Annotated in this window: 17 protein-coding genes; all 17 read left to right on the forward strand. The window is 48.0% G+C overall.

What is annotated here, in order from left to right:
- The first annotated feature begins 43 nt into the window (after window positions 1-43).
- The 17 genes from dnaJ (at window position 44) to LRL21_RS16790 (ending at window position 22793) form a co-directional block, all read left to right on the forward strand.
- Entirely contained in the window at window positions 44-1168 is a 1125-nt protein-coding gene (gene dnaJ, locus LRL21_RS16710) for a molecular chaperone DnaJ (protein WP_240416938.1), read from the forward strand.
- 173 nt (window positions 1169-1341) lie between these two features.
- Window positions 1342-1494, forward strand: coding sequence for a YfhD family protein (locus LRL21_RS16715; RefSeq protein WP_240416939.1), 153 nt, complete (start codon window positions 1342-1344; stop codon window positions 1492-1494).
- 37 nt (window positions 1495-1531) lie between these two features.
- Window positions 1532-1819: a hypothetical protein gene (locus LRL21_RS16720; protein ID WP_240416940.1), complete on the forward strand. Its 288-nt coding sequence runs from the start codon at window positions 1532-1534 to the stop codon at window positions 1817-1819.
- A gap of 208 nt (window positions 1820-2027) precedes the next feature.
- A complete protein-coding gene (gene prmA / locus LRL21_RS16725; protein ID WP_240416941.1) occupies window positions 2028-3011 on the forward strand; it encodes a 50S ribosomal protein L11 methyltransferase in 984 nt (327 codons plus the stop codon).
- A gap of 8 nt (window positions 3012-3019) precedes the next feature.
- Entirely contained in the window at window positions 3020-3712 is a 693-nt protein-coding gene (locus tag LRL21_RS16730) for a site-2 protease family protein (RefSeq protein ID WP_240416942.1), read from the forward strand.
- 101 nt (window positions 3713-3813) lie between these two features.
- Window positions 3814-4590 (forward strand): 16S rRNA (uracil(1498)-N(3))-methyltransferase, encoded by a 777-nt coding sequence (locus LRL21_RS16735; RefSeq protein ID WP_240416943.1) that lies wholly within the window; start codon window positions 3814-3816, stop codon window positions 4588-4590.
- Window position 4591: 1 nt separating this feature from the next.
- Window positions 4592-5926 (forward strand): tRNA (N(6)-L-threonylcarbamoyladenosine(37)-C(2))-methylthiotransferase MtaB, encoded by a 1335-nt coding sequence (gene mtaB / locus LRL21_RS16740; protein ID WP_240416944.1) that lies wholly within the window; start codon window positions 4592-4594, stop codon window positions 5924-5926.
- 87 nt (window positions 5927-6013) lie between these two features.
- On the forward strand, window positions 6014-6712 hold the full coding sequence (deoC, locus tag LRL21_RS16745) for a deoxyribose-phosphate aldolase (RefSeq protein WP_240416945.1): 699 nt from the start codon (window positions 6014-6016) through the stop codon (window positions 6710-6712).
- 22 nt (window positions 6713-6734) lie between these two features.
- Window positions 6735-8108, forward strand: a complete 1374-nt coding sequence (locus tag LRL21_RS16750; protein WP_240416946.1) for a class I SAM-dependent rRNA methyltransferase — start codon at window positions 6735-6737, stop codon at window positions 8106-8108.
- Between the two features lie 256 nt (window positions 8109-8364).
- Complete coding sequence (locus tag LRL21_RS16755; RefSeq protein WP_240417090.1) at window positions 8365-8940, forward strand: nitroreductase family protein; 576 nt, start codon at window positions 8365-8367, stop codon at window positions 8938-8940.
- 159 nt (window positions 8941-9099) lie between these two features.
- On the forward strand, window positions 9100-9615 hold the full coding sequence (locus LRL21_RS16760; RefSeq protein WP_240416947.1) for a sigma-70 family RNA polymerase sigma factor: 516 nt from the start codon (window positions 9100-9102) through the stop codon (window positions 9613-9615).
- A gap of 83 nt (window positions 9616-9698) precedes the next feature.
- Complete coding sequence (locus tag LRL21_RS16765) at window positions 9699-10889, forward strand: hypothetical protein (RefSeq protein ID WP_240416948.1); 1191 nt, start codon at window positions 9699-9701, stop codon at window positions 10887-10889.
- Entirely contained in the window at window positions 10886-11845 is a 960-nt protein-coding gene (locus tag LRL21_RS16770) for an ABC transporter ATP-binding protein (protein WP_240416949.1), read from the forward strand. The genes LRL21_RS16765 and LRL21_RS16770 overlap by 4 nt, the downstream gene beginning before the upstream one ends.
- Complete coding sequence (locus LRL21_RS16775) at window positions 11842-12726, forward strand: ABC transporter permease subunit (protein ID WP_240416950.1); 885 nt, start codon at window positions 11842-11844, stop codon at window positions 12724-12726. The genes LRL21_RS16770 and LRL21_RS16775 overlap by 4 nt, the downstream gene beginning before the upstream one ends.
- Before the next feature lie 232 nt (window positions 12727-12958).
- Window positions 12959-16666, forward strand: a complete 3708-nt coding sequence (gene addB / locus LRL21_RS16780; RefSeq protein WP_240416951.1) for a helicase-exonuclease AddAB subunit AddB — start codon at window positions 12959-12961, stop codon at window positions 16664-16666.
- On the forward strand, window positions 16656-20567 hold the full coding sequence (gene addA, locus LRL21_RS16785) for a helicase-exonuclease AddAB subunit AddA (RefSeq protein WP_240416952.1): 3912 nt from the start codon (window positions 16656-16658) through the stop codon (window positions 20565-20567). Before addB ends, addA begins: the two co-directional genes overlap by 11 nt.
- Window positions 20568-20678: 111 nt before the next feature.
- The gene (locus LRL21_RS16790; RefSeq protein ID WP_240416953.1) at window positions 20679-22793 is read left to right on the forward strand and encodes a stalk domain-containing protein; all 2115 of its coding nucleotides are present in this window, start codon (window positions 20679-20681) and stop codon (window positions 22791-22793) included.
- Window positions 22794-22970 lie beyond the last annotated feature (177 nt).

Consider the following 22970-nt stretch of genomic DNA (forward strand, 5'->3'; position numbering starts at 1 on the left):
GCTTTGACTTTCCGTTTGTGGTTAGAAGAATAGGAGTGGAACGATGAGTAAACGTGATTATTACGAGGTTCTTGGTCTGAGCAAGAACGCCTCGCAGGACGAGATCAAAAAAGCATATCGTCAAATGGCTCGCCAATATCATCCAGATGTGAACAAAGCTGCTGATGCCGAAACCAAGTTCAAGGAAGCAAAAGAAGCTTACGACGTCTTGGGCGATGATCAGAAAAAAGCGCAATACGATCGTTTCGGCCACGTAGATCCCAATCAGGGAATGGGCGGCGCAGGCGGTGCTGATTTTGGCGGCGGCTTCGGCGACTTATTCGACATGTTTTTTGGTGGTCAAGGTGGTGGGCAAAGACGGAATCCGAATGCGCCGCAGCGCGGTAACGATCTGCAGTACACAATGACGATCGAGTTCAAGGAAGCCGTATTTGGCAAGGAAATGGATATTCAAATTCCGCGCACGGAAACTTGTGACACGTGTCATGGCAATGGCGCAAAGCCGGGGACAAAGCCGGATACATGTACAGTTTGTAAAGGCAGTGGTCAGCAGGAGGTCGTACAAAATACGGCGTTTGGCAGAATCGTTAACCGTCGTGTTTGCTCCGCTTGTAATGGTCAGGGTCAAACCATCAAGGACAAATGTACAACTTGTCATGGTGCAGGCAAAGTGAAGAAGCAACGTACCATTCATTTGAACATTCCTGCCGGCGTTGATGACGGTGCTCAGCTGCGTGTTACTGGAGAAGGTGAAGCTGGTTCCAAGGGTGGCCCTTCCGGTGATCTGTATGTCGTGATACGTGTCAAGCCTCATGACTTCTTTGAACGTGAAAATGATGATATTTATTGCGAGATTCCGTTGACGTTTACTCAGGCTGCACTCGGCGACGAAATCGAGATTCCGACGCTGACCGAAAAAGTGAAGCTGAAAATTCCTGCCGGTACCCAGACGGACACTTACTTCCGTTTAAAAGGCAAGGGAGTTCCTCGTTTGCGCGGCTATGGTCAAGGTGACCAGCATGTCAAGGTTATTATTGTAACACCGACCAGTTTGAATGAAGAACAGAAAGAACTGCTGCGTGAATTTTCACGACAAAGCGGTGAACATACACACGAGCAGAATCAATCCTTTTTCGAAAAAGTGAAAAAAGCTATTTTAGGTGAATGATAACCATAAATTGATTTGAAAAGTGGTATGCTGCAGTTGTAGTGGGCACATCAGGCTAAGTGTAGCTTGATGTGTTTTTTTGTATATTGTTTATTGTATAGCCAGCCTCGCTTGGTAAACAATACTGAGGTATGCAGTTAACCCATTCGAAAGAAGAAAGTGAGGCAAGACTAATGGATAAGCAGCAAAAAAGTGTAAGAACATCTAGAAACCAGTTACCGATCGCAAAAAAAGAAGACGTGGATTATCATGCAGAGTTTGCCGATGATAACGACAGGATTGCATCAAAACGTGCGTCCGAGGCGGATCAACGTCAGGAATCCTGATAATGTAATGATTGCTCTGTGAATGGAGGAGACAGTTTTGGCTGAAAAAAGCATGCAGGCCTATTTTCATTCGTCAGCAGAAGCACAAAGTATCCTTACAAAGCTGAAGGCGTTACGGGTGAAGGATGTTCAAATAAACCAGGTGGGCTCGAACCCTGTAGAGGAAAACTCGCAAACTGCTATGACTAGTGCAGTCGGCTTTGAAGGTGAGGATACGGCTTCTGACGGGGACGGCAGGCTGGGTACCCTTTTAACGGCACTCATTGATGAGGTAAGCTATAAGCAGGCAGTACGAGTGGTACGTGATGGCGGTGGCGTGATTTAGGGATAGGTTAGCAATTAGCAGAAGCTTCCTCGACGGAAGCTTTTTTGTTGTGCCGAAGTATTGTATACTGGGAACAATGTGCATTCGAGCGTTTTGCTGTGCAAAGCTCAGGCTGATGCTTACGAAGAAAGCTTTGCTACGCAAAGCTCAGGTTAATGCTTACGATGCTAGTTTTTGCTAAAGCAAAAACTCTTAGGAGGATTCAAACATGCGGTGGCATGAGGTAACGGTGTATACAACCGAAGAGGCAATTGAAATGGTTTCAAATTTTATTCATGAATTAGGTGCGGGTGGCGTATCGATTGAAGAGTCGGGGACGCTGAACAAGGAACGGGATACGTCGTTTGGGCAGCTGTATGATCGGCCTTTGAATGATATTCCGGAAGGTTTTGCGGTAATTCAAGGGTATTTTTCCAAGGATGTTGATATGGCTGATGTCATGGAAAGGCTGCAGGAGTCTGTAGCCCAGCTAAGCGAGTACGATATTGATACGGGTAATCCGACCTTCGCACTGCAGGAAGTTGATGATGAGGATTGGGCGAATGCGTGGAAGCAATATTTTAAGCCGGTACGGATCTCCGAGCGACTGACGATTAAGCCGACCTGGGAGGAATATACGCCAGAAACGGATGAGCTGATCATTGAGCTTGACCCGGGAATGGCCTTTGGAACAGGGACTCATGCAACAACCTCTCTGTGCCTGCGTGCATTGGAGACCGTGATCAAAGAGGGCGACGATGTGATTGATGTCGGAACCGGCTCAGGCATATTGGCGATAGCTGCGGCCAAGCTGGGCGCTCGTCATGTACTTGCTGTAGATTTGGACCCGGTTGCAGTCGAAAGTGCTATGGACAATACAGCGCTGAATGGACTGACAAGTCTGATTTCGGTCAAGCAAAGCGATTTACTTCAGGTGCTGAATGAAAGTGCTTCTGGAGATAGCGAGAAAGCCTCCGCGCTTGGTGTGCGTGTGCCGGTACAGGTTGTTGTTGCGAATATTTTAGCTGAAATTATTTTGTTGTTTGTTCAGGAAGTTTATGATGTTTTGGAAGCGGGTGGCGTGTATGTCGTTTCCGGTGTAATTAGCAGTAAGGCGGAGCTTGTAGAGCAAGGACTTAGAGCCGTTGGTTTTACTGTTACAGAACAGATTGAGGATCAGGCTTGGGTCGTTATTATAGCTAGAAAGCTGTAGGTGAATGTATGGATTTCAGTTCTTTTTTAGCATTTCCTGTTGAGCAAATGCCGTTTGTGTTTCTCGTTTTATTAATTGGCTTTACGATTCATGAATTTTCCCATGCGATAGTTGCTGACCGTTTTGGAGATGAAACTCCACGTTCTATGGGCAGGGTAACCTTAAATCCACGTTCACATATCGATTGGCTGGGGATGATTTTTTTCCTGGTGATCGGTGTGGGCTGGGCGAAGCCGGTGCTTGTGAATCGGGCTCGTTTCAAAAGTCCGCGAGTGATGGGTATCATTGTGTCTCTCGTTGGTCCGTTAAGTAATTTGGTATTGGCCTTCATCAGCTTGATTATTTTTTATGCGCTGCTGCAGGGTCATGTCATTGACGGTTTTTCAGTCGGAACCATTAAAGCTATAAAATTATTTTTTAGTCTAATGATCATGCAAAATATTTTTCTGTTCATCCTGAATTTAATTCCTTTCCCGCCACTCGACGGTTACCGGATTTTGGAGGATTTGCTGCCGCGTGCCTGGGCTGACAAAATGAGATCCTATCAGCAATGGCTGTTTTATGCAATTCTGCTTATGTTCTTCATACCGCCGATTCGGAATGTGACGATTGGACCGATTTTTGAATTTCAATGGACCATACTTGCCGCTTTTAATTGGGTTGCCGTACATATTTTTGGGGGCGGCGTGCTGCGCATGTAGTCACCGTCCATGATCAATAGTGCGTGAAGTGTGTAGATTTTTACGGACAATCATAGTATGATGTAGGTTGATATTTTGAATAATAGAAAGTAGAGAAGCACATGCAGCGTTATTTTATTGCACCTGAGCAATTTACTGAAGCCGCGGTTACGATTTCCGGCGATGACGCTCATCATTTGGTTAGAGTGATGCGGGCAAAAGAAGGCGAGCAGGTCATTGTCAGCGATGGTGAGAGTCGTGAGGCATTGGTGCGTATTCGCGAGTTGGATAAAGATCAGGTAACAGCCGATATTGTAGAGCTTTTATCGATGAATCATGAGGCGAACGTAGAGGTATGGATCGCTCAAAGCTTACCCAAAGGTGACAAGATGGAAACCGTTATCCAAAAGGGGACGGAAATCGGTGCTGCCCGGTTCATTCCTTTCATATCGGAGCGGACTGTAGTCCAGCTTGATGCCAAGAAGGAAGGCAAGCGCGTGGAGCGCTGGCAAAAAATTGCCAAGGAAGCGGCTGAACAGGCCCATCGCAACCGTGTACCTGTGGTAGATATACCTTTAACCTGGAAAGCTTTACTTCAGCAGGCTGGCTTAGCGGATGCGGCCTGGATCTGTTATGAGAAGGAAAATGGCTTGCAGCTTAGGCAGCAAATTCAAGCAGCATTGGCCAGCAGGCAGGTAACAGACACTTCCACTGATAAAATAAAGCTTATGCTCATCGTAGGACCAGAGGGTGGCTTTAGTGAACGAGAAGTGGAAGCAGCGGAAGCGGCGGGGTGTCGTTCGATCAGCCTGGGCAAACGTATTTTACGAACAGAAACGGCAGCTATGGTCGGATTAACTTGTATTTTGTACGAATCCGGCGAGATGGGAGGAAATTAGAATGCCTACAGTAGCATTTCATACATTAGGCTGTAAAGTGAATTTTTATGATACGGAAGCGATCTGGCAGCTATTCAAGCACGAAGGCTATGAGCAGATAGATTTTGAAGCGTCCGCTGACATATATGTGATCAATACCTGTACGGTAACCAATACGGGCGACAAAAAAAGCAGACAGATGATCCGACGTGCGATTCGCCGTAACCCGGAAGCCATTGTTGCAGTTACAGGCTGTTATGCGCAAACCTCTCCTGCGGAAATTTTGGCCATACCAGGCGTTGACCTGGTTATTGGGACACAGGACCGGGATAAAATCATTCCGTATGTGCAGCAGTTGGTTCAGGAGCGTCAGCCGATTAATGCGGTACGCAATATTATGAAAACCCGTCAATTCGAAGAGCTGGATGTACCGGATTTTGCCGATCACACAAGAGCCTTTCTGAAAATTCAAGAGGGCTGCAACAATTTCTGTACGTTCTGTATCATCCCTTGGTCACGTGGACTTATGCGCAGCAGGGAGCCTCAGAGTGTACTGAAGCAGGCGAGAATGCTGGTGGATGCAGGCTATCAGGAGATTGTGCTGACAGGGATTCATACGGGCGGTTATGGCGAGGATATCGAGAACTACAGTCTGGCCAAGCTGCTCTGGGATTTGGACAAGGTGCAAGGTCTCAAACGCATTCGTATCTCTTCCATTGAAGCCAGCCAAATCACGGATGAGGTGCTGGATGTGCTGAAGCATTCAGACAAAATGTGCCGTCATCTGCATATTCCGCTTCAAGCTGGTGACGATCAGGTGTTGGCGAGAATGCGTCGCAAATATACGACAGCCGAGTTTGGCGAGAAAATCAAGCGAATTCGTGAAATTATGCCGGACGTCGCAATAACCACGGATGTGATTGTCGGCTTCCCAGGTGAGACGGACGAGATGTTCATGAATGGCAAAAGGTTTATGGAGCAGATGCAGTTCTCCGAAATGCACGTATTCCCTTATTCCCAAAGAACAGGAACCCCTGCTGCTCGGATGGAGGACCAAGTCGATGAAGAATTAAAAAACACGCGTGTACATGAGCTGATTGATTTGTCGGAGCACATGCAATGGACCTATGCGCAGAAATTCGTGGGTCATGTGCTGGATGTGATACCGGAGAATGGCAATAAAGGCCGAGCAGATTCCATCATTATGGGCTACACGGACAACTATTTGCAGGTTGTATTTGAAGGCAGCAAGGATTCAATCGGGCGTATTTGTCAGGTTAAGATTGTTGAAGCTGGTGTCAATGAATGCCGCGGGGAGCAAATTGTTATACCGGAAATTGCACGGGCTATCGTTTAAATTGTAGTGCTGCATGAACGAAGGATTTCATTCTGGTATAAGAGTGAAATCTTTCTTTTTAATTGAAAAGAAACCGGGGTGGATGGAATGAGTGAAATGGAGGGTTTAAAGTTGGATCTGAAACAGCTGCCATCATACATCGATCATACGCTTTTAAAGGCGGATGCCACATCTGCAGCTATTCACAAGCTGTGTGAGGAAGCGCTAGAGTATGGTTTTTACAGCGTTTGTGTGAACGGGGTTTGGGTACCTTTCTGTAAAAATGTACTTGAAGGCAGCAATGTGCGGATCAGTGTGGTGTGCGGCTTTCCGTTAGGCGCCAGTAATCCGGCTGTCAAGGCTTTCGAAGCTGCTCAAGCGGTTGAGGCCGGAGCGTCAGAAATCGATATGGTGCTGCAGGTAGGGCAACTGCTCGAAGGTAATGAGGACGCTGTTCGTGAAGACATTCGCGGCGTGGTGAAGGCAGTAGCAGGTCGCGCTATTGTGAAAGTAATTTTTGAGACTGGTTATTTGAATGAGCAGCAAAAGATCACAGCCTGCCGGCTCTCTGAGGAAGCTGGAGCGCACTATGTAAAGACTTCGACCGGATTTGGTCCTGGAGGAGCGTCGGCCCCGGATATACGCCTGATGCGTGCGAATGTATCCGCGTCAATCGGGGTGAAGGCTTCCGGAGCTGTTCGTGATCTAGCTACAGCCCTGAGCATGATCGAAGCAGGAGCAACCCGTCTGGGAACGAGCTCAGGTGTTGCGATTATGAAAGGTACTTCGAGCTCATCGTCTTATTAATATTAAAATGAGGAGGCCCCGAATGGCTGCCGTATATTTGGATAAAAAACGTAAAAGACGGCTTGAAGCGGGACATCCGTGGATTTTTCAATCCGAAGTGGAACGAACAGAAGGCGAACCTGCTGCAGGTCAATTGCTTTCGGTACATACGCATAATGGACAATATTTAGCCACTGGCTACTGGAACCCGACTTCGCAAATTGTGGTGCGGATTGTTTCCTATGAGCCGTTGGAGGCCATGACGCATGATTTTTTTGTTGAGAAATTTAAAATTTGTCTGGAGCATCGAGAACGTTTTGTGCCGGAAGCACGCTCTTACAGGCTTGTGTATGGAGAAGCAGACCGGCTTCCAGGGCTGATCGTTGACCGTTTCGAGAATGTGCTTGTCGTGCAGCTGCTAACACTGGGAATGGATAGTGCGCGCGAAGCGATTATTTCCGCTCTGGTCGAAGTTGTTCAGCCTTCGGGAATATACGAACGCAGCGATGTGTCTGTTCGTGAGCTGGAGGGCTTGAAGCAGCAAAAGGGTTTATTATATGGCGAATGTCCTAGGCATGTTCGAATCATGGAAAATGGGCTGAGCTTGGAGATCGACATTATGGAAGGTCAGAAAACCGGCTATTTCTTTGACCAGCGTGAAAACAGAGCCGCAATTGCTCCCCTTATGGTCGGTTGGGGCAAACGCAGCGGGATCGAATTGAAGGACTTGCCCGATCCTGATGGTTCGGGAGCGTTTGTGAAAACGCCAGTTAATGCAAATGGCAAGGCTGTAACCTTCCCGCTTTGGGACGGAGCAACCGTATTGGAGTGCTTTTCTCATACGGGCAGCTTTACCTTGAATGCCTGCAAATATGGTGCCAAGAAAGTAACCTGCCTCGACATTTCCGAGCATGCGATTGAAAGCGCCAGAAACAATGTCAGACTTAATGGATTTGAGGATCGCGTGGAGTTCGTGGTCGCGGATGCATTCGAATATTTGCGTACACAGACTAAGGGATTGGATGAACGCCAGGAAAGAGCTCTTGCAGATCGCAAGAAGCTTGATACCTCCCAGCCGCTGCAGTCTGGTGGTAGAACCTGGGATGTAGTTATTCTCGATCCACCGGCGTTTGCCAAGACAAGAACCGCAGTCGAAGGTGCAATCAGGGGATATAAGGATATTAACCTGCATGGGATGAAGCTTGTAAATGAAGGCGGTTATCTAGTTACAGCCAGCTGCTCTTATCATATGAAGCCCGATTTGTTTCTTGAAGCTATACATGCTGCGGCAGTTGATGCGAAGAAGATACTCAGGCTGATCGAATACCGCGCAGCGGGCAAGGATCACCCAAGGATTTTAGGTGTGGATGAAGGGCATTATTTGAAATTTGCCATCTTTGAAGTGAGAAGTAGATAAGCTCCATTGTCATGCCGTCGCTTTCGATCTGAGAAGCGGCGGTTTTGCCTGTCAAAATGAGTGATGCCCGAGCTCACGAGCTTCTATGTGCAGATAACGGTTGAATTGTATGAGTAGTGCTTATATAATAGATAATATTGATAATCATTCTCAAATGGAATTAACTGATTTTTTTTATGGAGCCAGTTAAGGTCTTGTCAAGTGCAGTTTGCCTATTAAGGGAGGTTTTATTTTGAACCAATCAGTACATATTTCGATGAATATATGGGATGCCATTCGAGAACGACGCAGTATCGGTAGGGTTAAGCAGGATCCGGTTGAACGGGAAAAGATCGAATTATTACTTGAAGCCGCTGCGTGGGCGCCCAGTCATCATGCTACAGAGCCTTGGCGTTTTTTTGTATTAACAGGTGAAGGCAGAGGTGTACTGGGCAAGGCTTATGCGGATATTGCTGCAGAGGCGGCTCAAGGGCTCGAACCAGAGGAACTGGAATCTATTCGCAGTAAAGCGAGAGCGAAAGCTTTTCGTGCTCCGCTTGTAATCGCCATTGCCGTCTCCCCTTCAACGGATCCGAAGGTTAGCCGGATAGAGGAATTTGCTGCTGCCCATTCAGCCGCTCAGAATATGCTGCTTACTGCGCATGCTTTGGGTTTAGGCACCATTTGGCGTTCAGGGGATCCAATGTATCACCATCGTATGAAGCAGGCGTTTGGACTTACGGAGTCGGAGGAATTGGTAGGTCTTATCTATATTGGTTACCCGGATATGCCTCAGCTTACTGGTAAAAGGGTGCCTTATGAGACGAAAACTGTATGGATATCACATGAGTAAATAATAACGATAGAACTATAATTTCGAAGCAGACTTCTCTTTGACAGAGGGGTCTGTTTGTCGTTAGGTGACATTTTTTCTATTATTTTTTGAAGTTTGATACAAAATAAGCCTGGTACTCGTCTTATATATAGCTGCAGCTGAAAGGAGGATAATCGATTGCAACATCCTACAAACGATTACTTTAAAGAAGTTTTTCATACACATTATCCGTCGGTGCGTCGAAAGCTGGTAGCACTTGTGCGTGACGAAGCTATAGCAGAGGACTTGGCACAGGAGGTTTTTCTCAGATTATATCGCAATCCACCCGAGGAGCCGCAAGTTATTGGTGCCTGGCTGCATCGAGTGCTGACTCGTATTGGTTACGATCATCTGAATAAACAAGCGCGTGAGCGGAAGCTTCAGGAAAAACAGGAGCAATATATGCAGACTGCCGAACAACTGGGTGCATCCAATGAACAGACATTTATTCGACAGTTGGATCAGGAGGAGGTTCGTGATTGGCTGGATCAGCTGCCTGAGCGTGACCGCAATGCGCTGCTGCTTCGTTATTCCGGATACAGCTATGCTGAAATAGCCGAGCAGCTCCAGGTGAATCCACCGCTCGTAGGAACATTGTTAAACCGGGCAACCGCCAAGCTTAAACGACATGCTGAAGCACGAACGCATACCTGACAGAAGGCTGCAAGATCATCGAAAAACATTGATGAATACCAGAAATGATCTGGAAATGTGAACTGCCAAGGAGGCGAAAACTGTTGACAAGATTGAAACCAACTATAGCTAATGATCCGAAGAACGAAGAGAAACTTACTAGCGCTGCCTGGGCGAGGCTGCAAGCCTCCCTTAAAGAAGAGGGCGAACAACCACAATGGCTGCTGTTAGGGCAAAGAGCTATGGCTGATCGTACTGAGGAAGCTGCAGCAGTGAGTGAGCTGGACGCACAACAGACTCAGATACAAGGAGCAGGCAAGCTGATTCATACGCCACTTAAGTCGAGCCAACCTGTATGGAATGATTCAGATGCCAAGCTAACGACTGAGGAGCGAGAGGTGCACAAACGTGCAGGAGTCTTCAGCAGCTGGATACGCCGTAATAATAAGAGAATTTGCATCGCAACTGCCGGATGCCTGCTGGTTGGCATTATTGCTACACCTATAGGAAATGAGGCACTTGCATCCATTTTGAACAAGTTTCGTATGCAGCAGGTTACCGTTGTTAATGAAAATGATTTGCAGCAGCTGTTTTACAACGCTACGAATGGGGAAACACGTGAATCCGTGAATAAGTTTGGTGATTTCACACAGGTATCAGGCAATAAATCGGGTGAGCTGACTGCTGTTGAAGCTTCCAAGCTGCTCGGACGCAGTATCGTGGTTCCAAAGGATTGGAATGCCAAGGAGCAAAAGCTGTATATCTCGCCGTCCAATGCTATTACGCTCAAGCTGAAGGTAGATGAAGTAAACAAAACGATGCTTCGTCTCGGAGCGAAAAAGCTGCTTCCACAATCGATCGACGGTAAGCCGATCACACTTGAAATCGGTGAATCGGTCCATATTCATACAAGTATAAAAGATAAGCCAGGCTATTCCTTCTCACAACAGCCAGTGCCGGTTATCACAGTAGATCCGACAATCCCTGTTGCAGAGGCCTATGATGCATTACTTCAGTTCCCGCTTTTGCCAGATAGTCTGAAGCAAAGCCTGCAGCAAACGAATGTATTGAGTGGAGGAGCGGTTCCGCTGCCAGTCGTGACTAATGGTCAGTCGGAGAAATTAAAGCTGAATAATCTGGATATCATTATGACGACAAGCAGCTCTGGTAAGTATGTTCATTATATGGCGACATGGGTGAAAAATGGACAATTGTTTACATTGAGTGGAGGGCAAGAAGTATTTGCAAACCGTCAAGCCCTGCTTGATCAACTGACCGAGCTGACTCAATTATGAAAAATGCGGTCGTGGATGCAAGAGGTTTGACGAAGGACTACGGCAATGGTCGCGGCTGCCGCGAGATTACGATTCAAATCGGTCAGGGTGAGGCATTCGGGTTCCTTGGTCCGAATGGAGCAGGTAAAAGTACATTTGTTAAAATGCTGGTTGGATTAATTCGTCCAAGTGGTGGTCGTGCATTTATTCTCGGAGAGCCTATTGGCTCTCTGGAGGCACGGAGGCATATCGGTTATTTGCCGGAGCTGTACCGCTATCAGGAATGGCTGAGCGGGGAGGAAGTACTCCAGCTTCATGCCCGACTATGCGGTATGAAGAATTCGGAAGCCAAGCCTGCTATCAAACGATTGCTTGATGAAGTGGGAATTGGTCTTCGTGGACGGGACCGCGTGAAACATTATTCCAAAGGCATGCAGCAGCGGCTTGGCTTGGCATGCGCCATGATTAATGATCCGCAGATTATTTTTCTGGATGAGCCTTCCTCGGCACTGGATCCGATAGGCCGCAACGAAGTAAGGATGATGCTGCAGCGGCTGCGCAGCCAGGGGAAAACCATCTTTCTCAACTCGCATTTACTTGAGGATGTGGAGTTGTTGTGTGACCGGGTTGCCTTATTAAATAATGGTGACATCCTGCAGACAGGTACGGTTGCAGAGGTTCTTCAGGAATCGATCCGTTGGCGCCTTCGCGTCGGCGGATTTACGCCGTTTTTTTTATCGTGGCTTGTGGAGAACACCGGATTGTCTATCATGAAGGTGGACAACCCTTCGGATTCAGAGGGTGATATCGTTTGGCTGGAAGCAGAGCTCGAGGACGACGAGCAGATCGGCTGGCTGAACAGTCTGGTCGTTGAACAAGGGCTGACCTTATATGAAGTGCATAAAGTGAAAGCACGTTTGGACGAGTGGTTTGTCGGTGCGCTCACCGGAATCAGTCATAGGGGGGAGCACATATGACAACGATTATTGCTATGACCTGGAAAGAAATGCTGCGCAAGCGTGTGATGCTATTAACTTTATTGATGACTACGGTTTTTATGGTAGCCTTCTGGTTCGTAGCGCAAACGATTGGCGCAGATTTGCGGACAAATGGAGGCGGTTCTGAGCAATCGATCTCTTATCTGATCGAACGTTTCAAGCTGGGCTCCATGATTCTTGCGCTTGGATTTTTCTTTGGCTCCTTCGTAACTGCTTTTCTATCGATATTCAGTTCCTTCTCCTCAGTAGCAGGAGAAGCAGAGCAAGGTGTGCTGCTTGCTTTACTGCCACGGCCATTAGCCAGATGGCGCTGGTACGCAGGCAGATGGATCGGTTATGTTACACTGGGGATTGGTTACGCCCTTCTGCTATTTGTTTCTATCATGCTCGTAGCGCGTTACCACGCAGCAATTCCTTTGGATTGGCTGCTGCTTGTGAAGTCATTTGTGCTTTTTGCATGGGTAGTGCCCTTGCTGGTATCGGTATCTATGCTGGGCTCTTGTCTATTTTCCGCACTGGGTAATGGTGTGTTTATGACGATGCTGTTTGGTGCGGGTTGGTTGGGTGGCATGATTGAGAAGGTATCCGGAAGCTTATTACGTAGAGATGCTTCTCTACAGCCTCTCAAAACAATTGCGGGGTTGATGTCCTTGGTGATGCCAGCGGATTCCATTCAACAGCGAATGCTGTCTGAAATGTTTTCTTTATCGGATATAACGGGTTTGATGAATATTAATCAATCGCTGGGACCATTCGGGTTCGGTCAGGAGCCAACAAACCTCTTTTTACTATACACTGCTTGTTATACCTTGGCTGCACTGGCGCTTGGGATGTGGATATTTCAAAGAAAAGATTTGTAGGTTGGAAAATAAAGCTGAATATATAGCTCCGTGTCCTCTGATCAGGATCGCGGGGCTTTTATTTTCACATAATAGGAACAAGTGTTCTTATTCGAGGTCATGTGGTATAATACATCCATTAGATCCCTTTTGGTATGACACCAAATTTTGATACAATGAACAGAACGGCAGCAATGAACAGAACAGGATCAGCGCACTTTCAGAGGTTGTTGAGGTTTAGGAGGAGAGTTACATGGCTGTACAATTTATACTGGGCAGAGCTGGCACTGGCAAAAGTACATATTGCTTGCGCAGCATCACCCATCAATTAATTGAATCTCCCGGCGGAAGGCCGCTTATTTTATTAGTACCGGAACAGGCTACTTTTCAAGCCGAGTATGCATTGGCAGCTTCTCCAGAGCTTGGAGGAACGATGCGTGCTCAGGTGCTTAGCTTTCGCAGGCTTGCTCTGCGTATTATGCAGGAAGTAGGCGGAATAGCGAGATTGCCTATTGATGATATTGGGAAAAGGCTTCTGTTGCACCATATCCTACATAAACATCGTAAACGGCTAAAACTGTTTCAATACTCGGCTGATCAGATGGGTTTTATTGATAAATTGGCTGATTTGTTTAATGAGTTCAAGCGGCACTGTGTCACCTCGGAAGGCCTTGCCGTGTTCGTATCAGGGACATCAGGCGAAGGCCAGGCATCTCCAATGCTGGCTGACAAGCTGCATGACCTGCAGCTGGTTTATGGCGAGTTCGAAGCAGAACTTTCCCGGGCCTATCTCGATGGTGAAGATTATTTGACACTGCTGGCCGAGCAGCTTCCCAAGTCTCAATATGTTAAGGACGCCGTGTGCTGGATCGATGGGTTTCATGGCTTCACACCGCAGGAAATGGCGGTGATCGAAGGCCTGGCTGCAACTTGCGGCGACGTTAAGATTACATTGACCCTGGATAAGGACTATAAGCTGGGCGATAAGCTGCATGAGCTGAACTTATTTCATCGGACAGCAAGAACAATGTTAAAGCTAAAGGAACGTTTGGATCATTTGGGACTGGCTGAGCAGGAGACGATTCTGTTACCCTCGCAGCCGCCATTTCGTTACGGGAGCAGTCCGATGCTCGCTTATATGGAACAATCCTTTGAGCAGCGTCTGAAGCGGCCTTACGTCCTGTCTGGCGAGATGAATCGCGGCGATATGTTGAGTGCTGAAGCGCCAAAGCAGCAGCTCCAATTATCAGCGGCCGTTAATCGCAGAGCCGAGGTGGAAGGGGTTGCCCGCGATATTCTGAAGCTGGTTCGTGAAGAAGGACTGCGGTATCGCGATATTGCCGTTACACTGCGTAACACTGAAGCATACGGCGAGCTGTTGGCTGGTACCTTTAACGATTGCAGCATTCCGCACTTTTTTGATTCCAAGAGAACCATCATGCATCATCCACTGGTAGAGCTGATACGTTCTTCGATGGACGTTATTCTGCATTATTGGAAATACGATGCTGTGTTTCGTTGTGTGAAAACCGGCTTCTTTTTGCCTATGGAGGGTGAAACAAGCCCTGAGCAGCTGGGCATCCACGAACTCGATCAATTAGAAAATTATGTGCTTGCCTTTGGCATTCAAGGTGCCAGATGGTTTGATGGGAAGCCTTGGACCTATTCACTTCGCGCAAGCGTAGAGCAGCCCGATGTAATAACAACGGATCGAGAAACCGTTCACCTGCGCAAAATCAATGCATGCCGCAGCCTCGTCGCCCAACCGCTGCATGCTTTTCAAGAGCGGATGAAGAAAACAGTACGGATTACGGATAAGGTAACCGTCTTATACCAGCTTTTAATCGATTTGCATGTACCCGAAAGGCTGGAGAGCTGGAGTCAGGCTGCATTGCAGGAGGGAAATCCTGAGAAAGCACGGGAGCACGCACAAATATGGGAACGGATTATTGAAATGCTGGATCAGATGGTTGAGCTTCTGAAGGAGGAGGAACTATCTGCGGAAACGTTCGCAAGCTTGCTGGAGGCGGGTATGGAGAGCATCCGGTTGGGACATGTTCCGCCCTCTCTGGATCAGGTGCTGATCGGAAGCATGGATCGTACCCGAACAGGAGCCGTTAAGCATGTATTTGTACTGGGTGTTAACGAAGGAATTATACCAGCCAAAATCAGTGAGAATGGGGTTCTGTCCGAGCACGAACGCGAATCCTTGTCCGACCAGGGCTTGATGATGGCAGATGGTGCACGTCGTCGACTGCTCGATGAAATGTTCATAATTTACAGTACATTTTGCACGCCTTCAAGCTGCTTGTGGCTCAGTTATCCACTGGCTGACGAGGAAGGGAAAACATTGCTGCCCTCAGAAATTATTAGGCAGATGAAGCGAATGTTTCCCTTTGTAGGGGAGCGTCTGCTTGTGATGGAGCCGACTCGGACCATGAGCATGAAGGAACAATTGGAATATGTGGAGCATCCATCCAAAGCTCTCAGCTATTTGCTTGCCAAGCTTAAGTCCTGGCTGAACGGAGAGCCGATGCCGCTGGTTTGGTGGGCCGTTTACAATTGGCTTATTGAGCAGCCAGAATGGGGCGGACGGTTAAAAGCTATGATGCAGTCGCTGCAGTTTACTAATGAGGCAAAGACATTAAGTCCGACAACAAGCAGACTGTTGTATGGGGAGCATATTTTGTCGAGTGTGTCCCGGATGGAGCGTTTTGTTGCCTGCCCTTTTTCACAATTTTCATCACATGGACTGAAGCTTCAGGAGCGCCGTATTCATCGGCTGGAAGCACCGGATATCGGACAGCTGTTTCATGCTGCGCTCAGCTCGTTTGCCGTAGAGGTAGCGAACCAAGGCAGCGATTGGGGGGAGCTTAGCTCGCAGGATTGCATGAATCTGGCGGGCAATGTCGTGGATTTGTTGGCTCCTCGATTACAAAGTGAAATTCTGCTCAGCTCCAATAGACATCATTATATAGCCCGCAAGCTTAAGCAGGTTGTGGGTCGGGCTGCCATGATGCTGGGTGAGCACGCACGACGTGGAAAGTTTCAGCCGGTAGGTCTGGAAATTGGATTCGGAACGGGACAGACCATACCTCCTTTATCATATCAGCTTGCCAATGGTATACGTATGGAGGTACGGGGTCGAATAGACCGAGTAGACCGCGCAGATACGGAGCAGGGAACGCTTCTACGCGTTATAGATTATAAATCGAGTCCAACCGCACTGCTGCTCTCAGAGGTGTATTACGGCCTGTCGCTGCAAATGCTGACTTATCTGGACGTTATTCTTACCCACTCCAAAGCATGGCTGGGCATAGAAGCCAAGCCGGCAGGCGTGCTGTATTTTCACGTACATAACCCGCTGCTGCAAATGAAGAACAGGATTACAATCGAAAAAGCCGATGAAGAGCTCCGTAAACGTTATAAAATGAAAGGGCTGCTTCGCGCTGATCCCGAAACAGCAACGCTGATGGACGGTGGGTTGATTGAAGCCAGCGGGCACTCGCAGCTGATTCCGGTCGCACTCAAAAAGGATGGTAGCTTTTATAAATCTTCCTCTGTTGCCGACGATGCGCAGTGGAATACACTCCGTGATTATGTTCGCCATACGATTGAAGGGATTGGTAGCGCCATGACTGGCGGTGATGTCGGAATTGAGCCGTATCGTATGGGTGTGGACAAGGCCTGTACGCATTGTTCCTATAAGTCGGTATGTCAATTCGATACTCAATTCGAAGCCAATGAGTACAAGCTCCTGCTGCCTGTCGCTAAAGATCGTGCCTTGGAGCTGATGAACGAAAGGCTGGAGGCAAAAGGTGATCTGCATGTAGTACCCTTCCGGCGGACGAAAGCCAAGCAAGTGATCGATATACAGGAGCAGGAAGATGTCGGAGCTGAGCCATTTATGAAGCAGCCTGAAGCTCTACAAGGAAAAGAAGGTGTGAACGATGATCAATAGAACCGTAAAACCAGAAGGAACCTCGTGGACGGAGGATCAATGGGATGCCATTTCGATACATGGGCATGACATGCTCGTTGCAGCAGCAGCCGGTTCAGGTAAAACTGCAGTACTGGTTGAACGGATCATCCGCCGCATTTCATCGGAGCAAGAGCCGGTTGATGTAGACAGGCTGCTGGTAGCGACATTCACCAATGCCGCAGCTGCCGAAATGAGACATCGGATCAGCGAAGCGCTGGAAAAGGAGCTGGAGCGTAACCCCGGCTCCGATCATGTGCGCAGACAGTTGGCCTTAATGGGAAGAGCGTCGATAACGACACTTCATTCCTTTTGCCTGGAGGTGATTCGCACTCATTACCAGAAGGTCGGACTGGACCCGGGCTTTCGTATTGCCAATGAAACCGAAAGTGACCTGATGCGTCAGGATCTAATAGAGGAATTATTCGAGGAGCAATATGGCAGCTCGACAGAGGATAGTGATTTTTGGAAGCTGGCCGAATGGTTTAGCGGTGAGAAAACGGATGACGCACTTTATCGACTTGTGCAGAAGCTATACGATGATTCGCGTAGTCATCCTTGGCCCGAACGATGGTTGAGGGAGACCGCAGCTATGTTCAATCGGGATGCCGATACACCTAATCCCTGGATTCCAGGGCTGCTGGCTTCCGTTCGAATGGAGCTGGAGGGAATATCCGCACTGCTGCAGGAAGCAATCCATTTGGCTGAGCAGCCTGGAGGACCTTCACCTTATTTATCGAATTTGCATGAAGATCTGGAAGCCATTGCTTATTTGCAGCAGGTCGCCGATTACTCGTGGGAACACCTCTACGAGTCTTTTCAAGGCGCTTCTTTTGGGAAGCTCAAAGCCTGCAAGGGCTCCGATTACGACAAGCAACTGCAGGAGCAGGTCAAGGATTTACGAAGCAAAGCCAAGGATCAGCTGTCCGATTTGACTGAGGAGCTTTTTGGCCGAACAAACGAGCAATATGAGGAAGAGCTGCTGGTGCTGGCACCTTTAATGAGTGCCTTGGTGGAACTGGTTATTGAATTTGGCAATCGGTATCAGGCTGCCAAGCAGGCTAAGGGGCTAGTTGACTTTGGGGATCTGGAGCATTTTTGTTTACAGCTGCTGTCCGATGTAGATCCGGTAAGCGGAGAAATAGGACCGTCCGAGATTGCTAAGGGCTATCGGGATCGTTATGTCGAGGTGCTCCTGGACGAGTATCAGGATACGAATCGTGTGCAGGAAACGATTGTTGCTTTTATATCACGAGAGCTGCCAGGCAATCGGTTTATGGTCGGAGATGTTAAGCAGAGTATTTACCGCTTTCGGTTGGCGGAGCCCGGTTTGTTTCTGGAGAAGTATAAAAACTACCCAAGTGATAATACCGTTCCGGGACAGCGTATTGACTTGGCCCGTAATTTTCGCAGTCGTACGTCTGTTGTGAATGGAGTCAACTATATATTCAAGCATATCATGGGTGAAGCGGTTGGTGAAATTAATTATGATGACCGGGCTGAGCTTAAATATGGAGCTGATTATTACCCGGAATGGAACACAGAGACCAATGGCTCGGAAGCCATCGAGCTGCTGCTTATAGACCGCTCTGAGGATCTTGAAGCATCAAGGACGAAGGAAGATGCGGATCAGGAAACGAGCGCATCAGATCAGGGCTCAGACGGTATAACTGAGGGGTACGATACGGATGCTGGAATCGATCTAGCCGCAGAGGCGCGTGAGATGGAGACGGTACAGCTTGAAGCAAGAATGATTGCGGCTCAAATTCATAAACTGCTTGGACAGACGGGCGAGGGTACTTTTCAGGTATATGACAAATCGGCGAAGGGTCCGCGAGATGTGACTTATCGGGACATCGTTATTTTGCTGAGAGCGACCCAGCAGTGGTCTCCCATTCTGATTGAGGAGCTGCGGCAGCAGGGGATTCCTGCTTATGCAGAGCTGAATACAGGGTATTTTTCTGCGATGGAAGTCGAGGTCGTATTATCCTTGTTGAAGATAATCGATAATCCCTTTCAGGATATTCCGCTTGCTTCCGTGCTCCGCTCGCCTATTGTTCAGCTGACAACAGAGCAGCTCGCATGTATTCGAATTGCCAGCAGCCAGGGCTCCTTTTACGAAGCGATGTGCCTGTATGCGATCGAGGGAGCAAATGAATCCGGACCTGGCGGCAAGCTCGCGATGGATAGAGACTTGCAAAACAAGCTTCGCGTTTTTATGGCCCTTTTGGATGGCTGGAGGGAAGAGGCGCGACATGGTGCATTGGCAGATTTGATCTGGAATATTTTCCGGGTTACCGGCTTCTTTGATTTTGTTGCTGGCCTGCCCGGTGGTCAGCAGCGTCAAGCCAATTTAAGGGCATTGTATGATCGTGCCCGTCAATATGAAGCAACGTCATTTCGCGGGTTGTTTCGGTTTCTGCGTTTTGTTGAACGGATGAAGGACAATGGGGGAGACCTTGGTACCGCTCGAGCTCTCGGTGAACAGGAAAATGTGGTGAGGATCATGTCGATCCATAAAAGCAAGGGTTTGGAGTTTCCTGTTGTCTTCTGTGCGGCAATGTCCAAAAGATTCAATATGCGCGATCTGACTGAGGCTTTTATGGTTCATAAGGATCTTGGATTCGGACCCAAGTTTACCGATACAGCAGCCAGGATCAGCTATCCCACGCTGCCTTGGCTCGCTATCCGGCGCAAGCAGCGTATGGAAATGATCGCTGAAGAGATGCGTGTGCTTTATGTAGCGCTAACCCGTGCACGAGAGAAGCTGTATATCTTGGCTACGATCAAAGGGACAGACAAGCTGCTGCACCAGTGGTCACGGTATGTGGATCATGATAAGCTGCTGCTGCCGGATTCCGCTGTCTCTAGTGCGCGCACTTATATGGATTGGATCGGACCTGCAATCATGCGCCATCCGAGCGGGGCTTCACTGCGTCATCAAGCGGGTATCAGCAGCAAGCCGCCTGAATTTATGAACAAGGAAACCTCCCTGTGGCAGGTGCAGATCATTAGACCGGAGCATGCTGCCGCGCATGCCCAAGCAGCTGTTACAGCAGCTGTCGATGAACAACAAAAGCAATCTGTGCTCGGATTAGAGCATGTAGAAGAAGGACAGTATTGGGAATATGAAGTTGCGCATAAACTGGCATGGACATATCCTGAAGCCCAAGCGTCCACACTGCCTTCAAAAATTTCTGTCACTGAGCTGAAACGGCAGTCCGAGCATGTCCGCCTGCTGGAAAAAGAATCCGGTGAGAAGCTCTTTCCAGAGGCAGCAGAAGCGAGCAGCTCGGTCTATCAGCCCGTCATTGTCAGGCGTCCGCGATTTATGGAGCAGAAGAAAATGAACGCGGTAGAGCGTGGTACCGTGTTTCATGCTGTGATGCAGCATATTCCCATTACCCATGAGCCTTCCATTCAAGATGTGAAGGAAGCTCTGGAGGATATGGTACAGAGAGAGTTAATCACACTGGAGCAGAGTCAAGTGGTGGAGCCTGACGTCATCGCAGCTTTCTTTCGCAGCCATGTGGGACAACGCCTTTTGCATTCGTCCGAGGTATATCGTGAGGTTCCCTTCAGCTATGGAATTCCTGCCAATGAGGCCTATGCAGACGCTAATTCATCCGAATCGCAGTCATCGGACATCGTTATGCTGCAGGGTATGATTGATTGCTTGTTTGTAGAAGCCGATGGCCTGGTTCTGATGGATTTCAAAACGGACCGAGTTCCAGATGACAGTGAAACTTCTGTAAATACGATCAAAGAGCGTCATAGACAGCAAATCGAATTGTATGCGAAAGCAGTGGAAACGATCTGGAAACGGCCTGTGAAGGGGAAATATATCTTTTTATTTGATGGTGCAAGATTGCTGGAGCTGTGATCCGAGCAACTATTTATTTGACAAGCCTTTACTGTAATTGCTGTATAATGGATACAGATGACATTTTAAAGGCGCCTTTTTCGGAAGGTAGGGGGAGAGAAGGAGAGAAATATGAAACTATTTCGCAAGCATACATCACTTTTTAAAAAAGGTGCAGCCGTATGTGTAGTAGCCTCTATGCTGCTATCAGGGGCTTCTGCTGTCCAAGCGGATCCGATTTGGGATCGATGGCAGGCAGCAGAAAAGGCTAACAAGAACGGTCACCCGGAGCTTGCAGTTCCACATTGGAAATTTCTTGTCGACCATTATGCTTCAATTGGGGATTGGCAGGGGGCTGCATTATTTTGCGGATGGCTTGATGAGTACTACGACAAGATTCAGGATTACGAAAACGCGATTTATTATTATGAGCTGGAAAACATTTACTGGCTCAAAGACGGCAAGGATTGGGGAGCTGTTGATTTGCAGCGTGCCGAGCAGATTCGGACGATAACAGAAGTGTACATGTCCACCCCTGATGTCGAGGTCTTGAAGAAGCAGGGGGCTCCGGTGAGTGGCAAGCTGGCTAAATACGAACCGGAATATGGAATATATATTGGGATGTATTCCGAACAGGACCCGGCAATGGGCAATAACTTTAGTAAATCGCAATCTGTGTATGGCAGCAAGCACGCCCATTATTTAGCATATACCCCATACGATGCACCGTTCCCCAAGCAGTATGCGACTAATGCCAAGCAGGCGGGGGCAGGACTGCAGATTGCCTGGGAACCGAGCAATGGTCTGGATTCCGTGCAGGATGATGCACATTTAAGGGAATGGGCGCGCGCGGCAAAAGCAACAGGTATTCCTATTTTTTTACGCTATGCCAGTGAAATGAATGGCAACTGGGTGGTTTGGCATGGAGATCCACAGAAGTATATCGAGAAATTCAGGCTTGTGCATGACGTGATGGCGGAGGAAGCGCCAAATGTTGCGATGGTCTGGAGTCCCGGTGATGTGCCGGCCTATTCAATGGATGTATACTATCCAGGGGATGATTACGTAGACTGGGTTGGAGTGAATATGTACACAGAGCCTTATGAGAATGGGAATCCGGCAACTGCCAATATGCAGTCAACGAGTCCGATAGAGCGTCTGGATTATTTGTACAAAACGTATTCGGATCGAAAGCCACTTATGATCAGTGAAACCGCTGTGTCGCATTTTGCTCATATACCGCAAGAATCGTTTACTGATTACGGGCTGCTGAATTTGCATCGTTTGTACCAAATCATGCCGCTTAAATACCCGCGTCTCAAATCGATCAATTACTTTAATGTTGATTTGAAGGATCGCGAGTCCCGCAATAATTATCTGCTTGGCGACAATGAAGCGATGAAAAAGCTGTACAGCAGTATGATCGCCGAACCGTTTTATTTAAAAAAGGTCGAGCAGGATTCCAAGCCTGCGGATAGCGTTGGTCATATAAAGCTGAATGATAAACAGAATAGCTTTCAAGGTAAAACCCGGATCACGCCGTGGGTGAAAATACCTGACTTATATATCCACCAAATCGATTATTTCATTAATGGTAAGCTCATCGAATCGCAGAGTAATCCGCCATTCGGTATTGAGCTGAACGCCGATCAGGTTCCCGAAGGCTCCACGCTGCAGCTTAATATTTATAATCGTGCCGGCTATCAGGTTGCGAGTAAGTCGTACCCACTGTCCTCTGATATCTCAGTAACTATTGATGGGAAGCTGCAAAAGTACGAACAACCTCCTGTTATCCGTGAAGGTAGTACGCTCGCCCCGCTGCGGGCGATCTTTGAATCCATGGGAGCCACCGTGGATTGGGATGCGAGTACTCAGACCGCTACAGGCCACAAGGGTGGGACTTCGGTTTCTCTGCGTGTGGGTGAGCGTAAAGTGACCAAAAACGGTCAGTCCATTGAATTGGAGGTACCAACGCAGCTCATTAATGGCAACACGATGGCACCAGCCCGTTTTATCGGTGAAGCTTTTGGCGGCGTATTGGATTGGGATAGTAAAGCACGCAAGGTTGTAATCAAAACCACAGCCACAACCTCCATGTCAAACGACTCCCAAGCCCCCGTTTCATCAGTGCCGATGCTGCTCAATCAACATGCTCAACGATCGGATACGATTACAACGAGCATGTTTGGCAAGCTGGCTGCAGCATTTCTGCTTACATGGAAAAACGTAATTATGGCTGTATCATAAAAAACGAACAATAATTAACATTTGATAATTTTCATACGTTATTTTGAGGGAAGTACAAAAGAATATAAAGTATTTCCCTCAAATATCTACAAAATCGTAATATATTGCATAAACATCTGTTGAATATTGTCAAAGTAAGGTGTATATTTTTAACAGAAAAGATATGCTATTGCAGCA

The organism is Paenibacillus periandrae, assembly GCF_022458865.1.
GTDB classification, from domain to species: Bacteria; Bacillota; Bacilli; order Paenibacillales; family NBRC-103111; genus Paenibacillus_S; species Paenibacillus_S periandrae.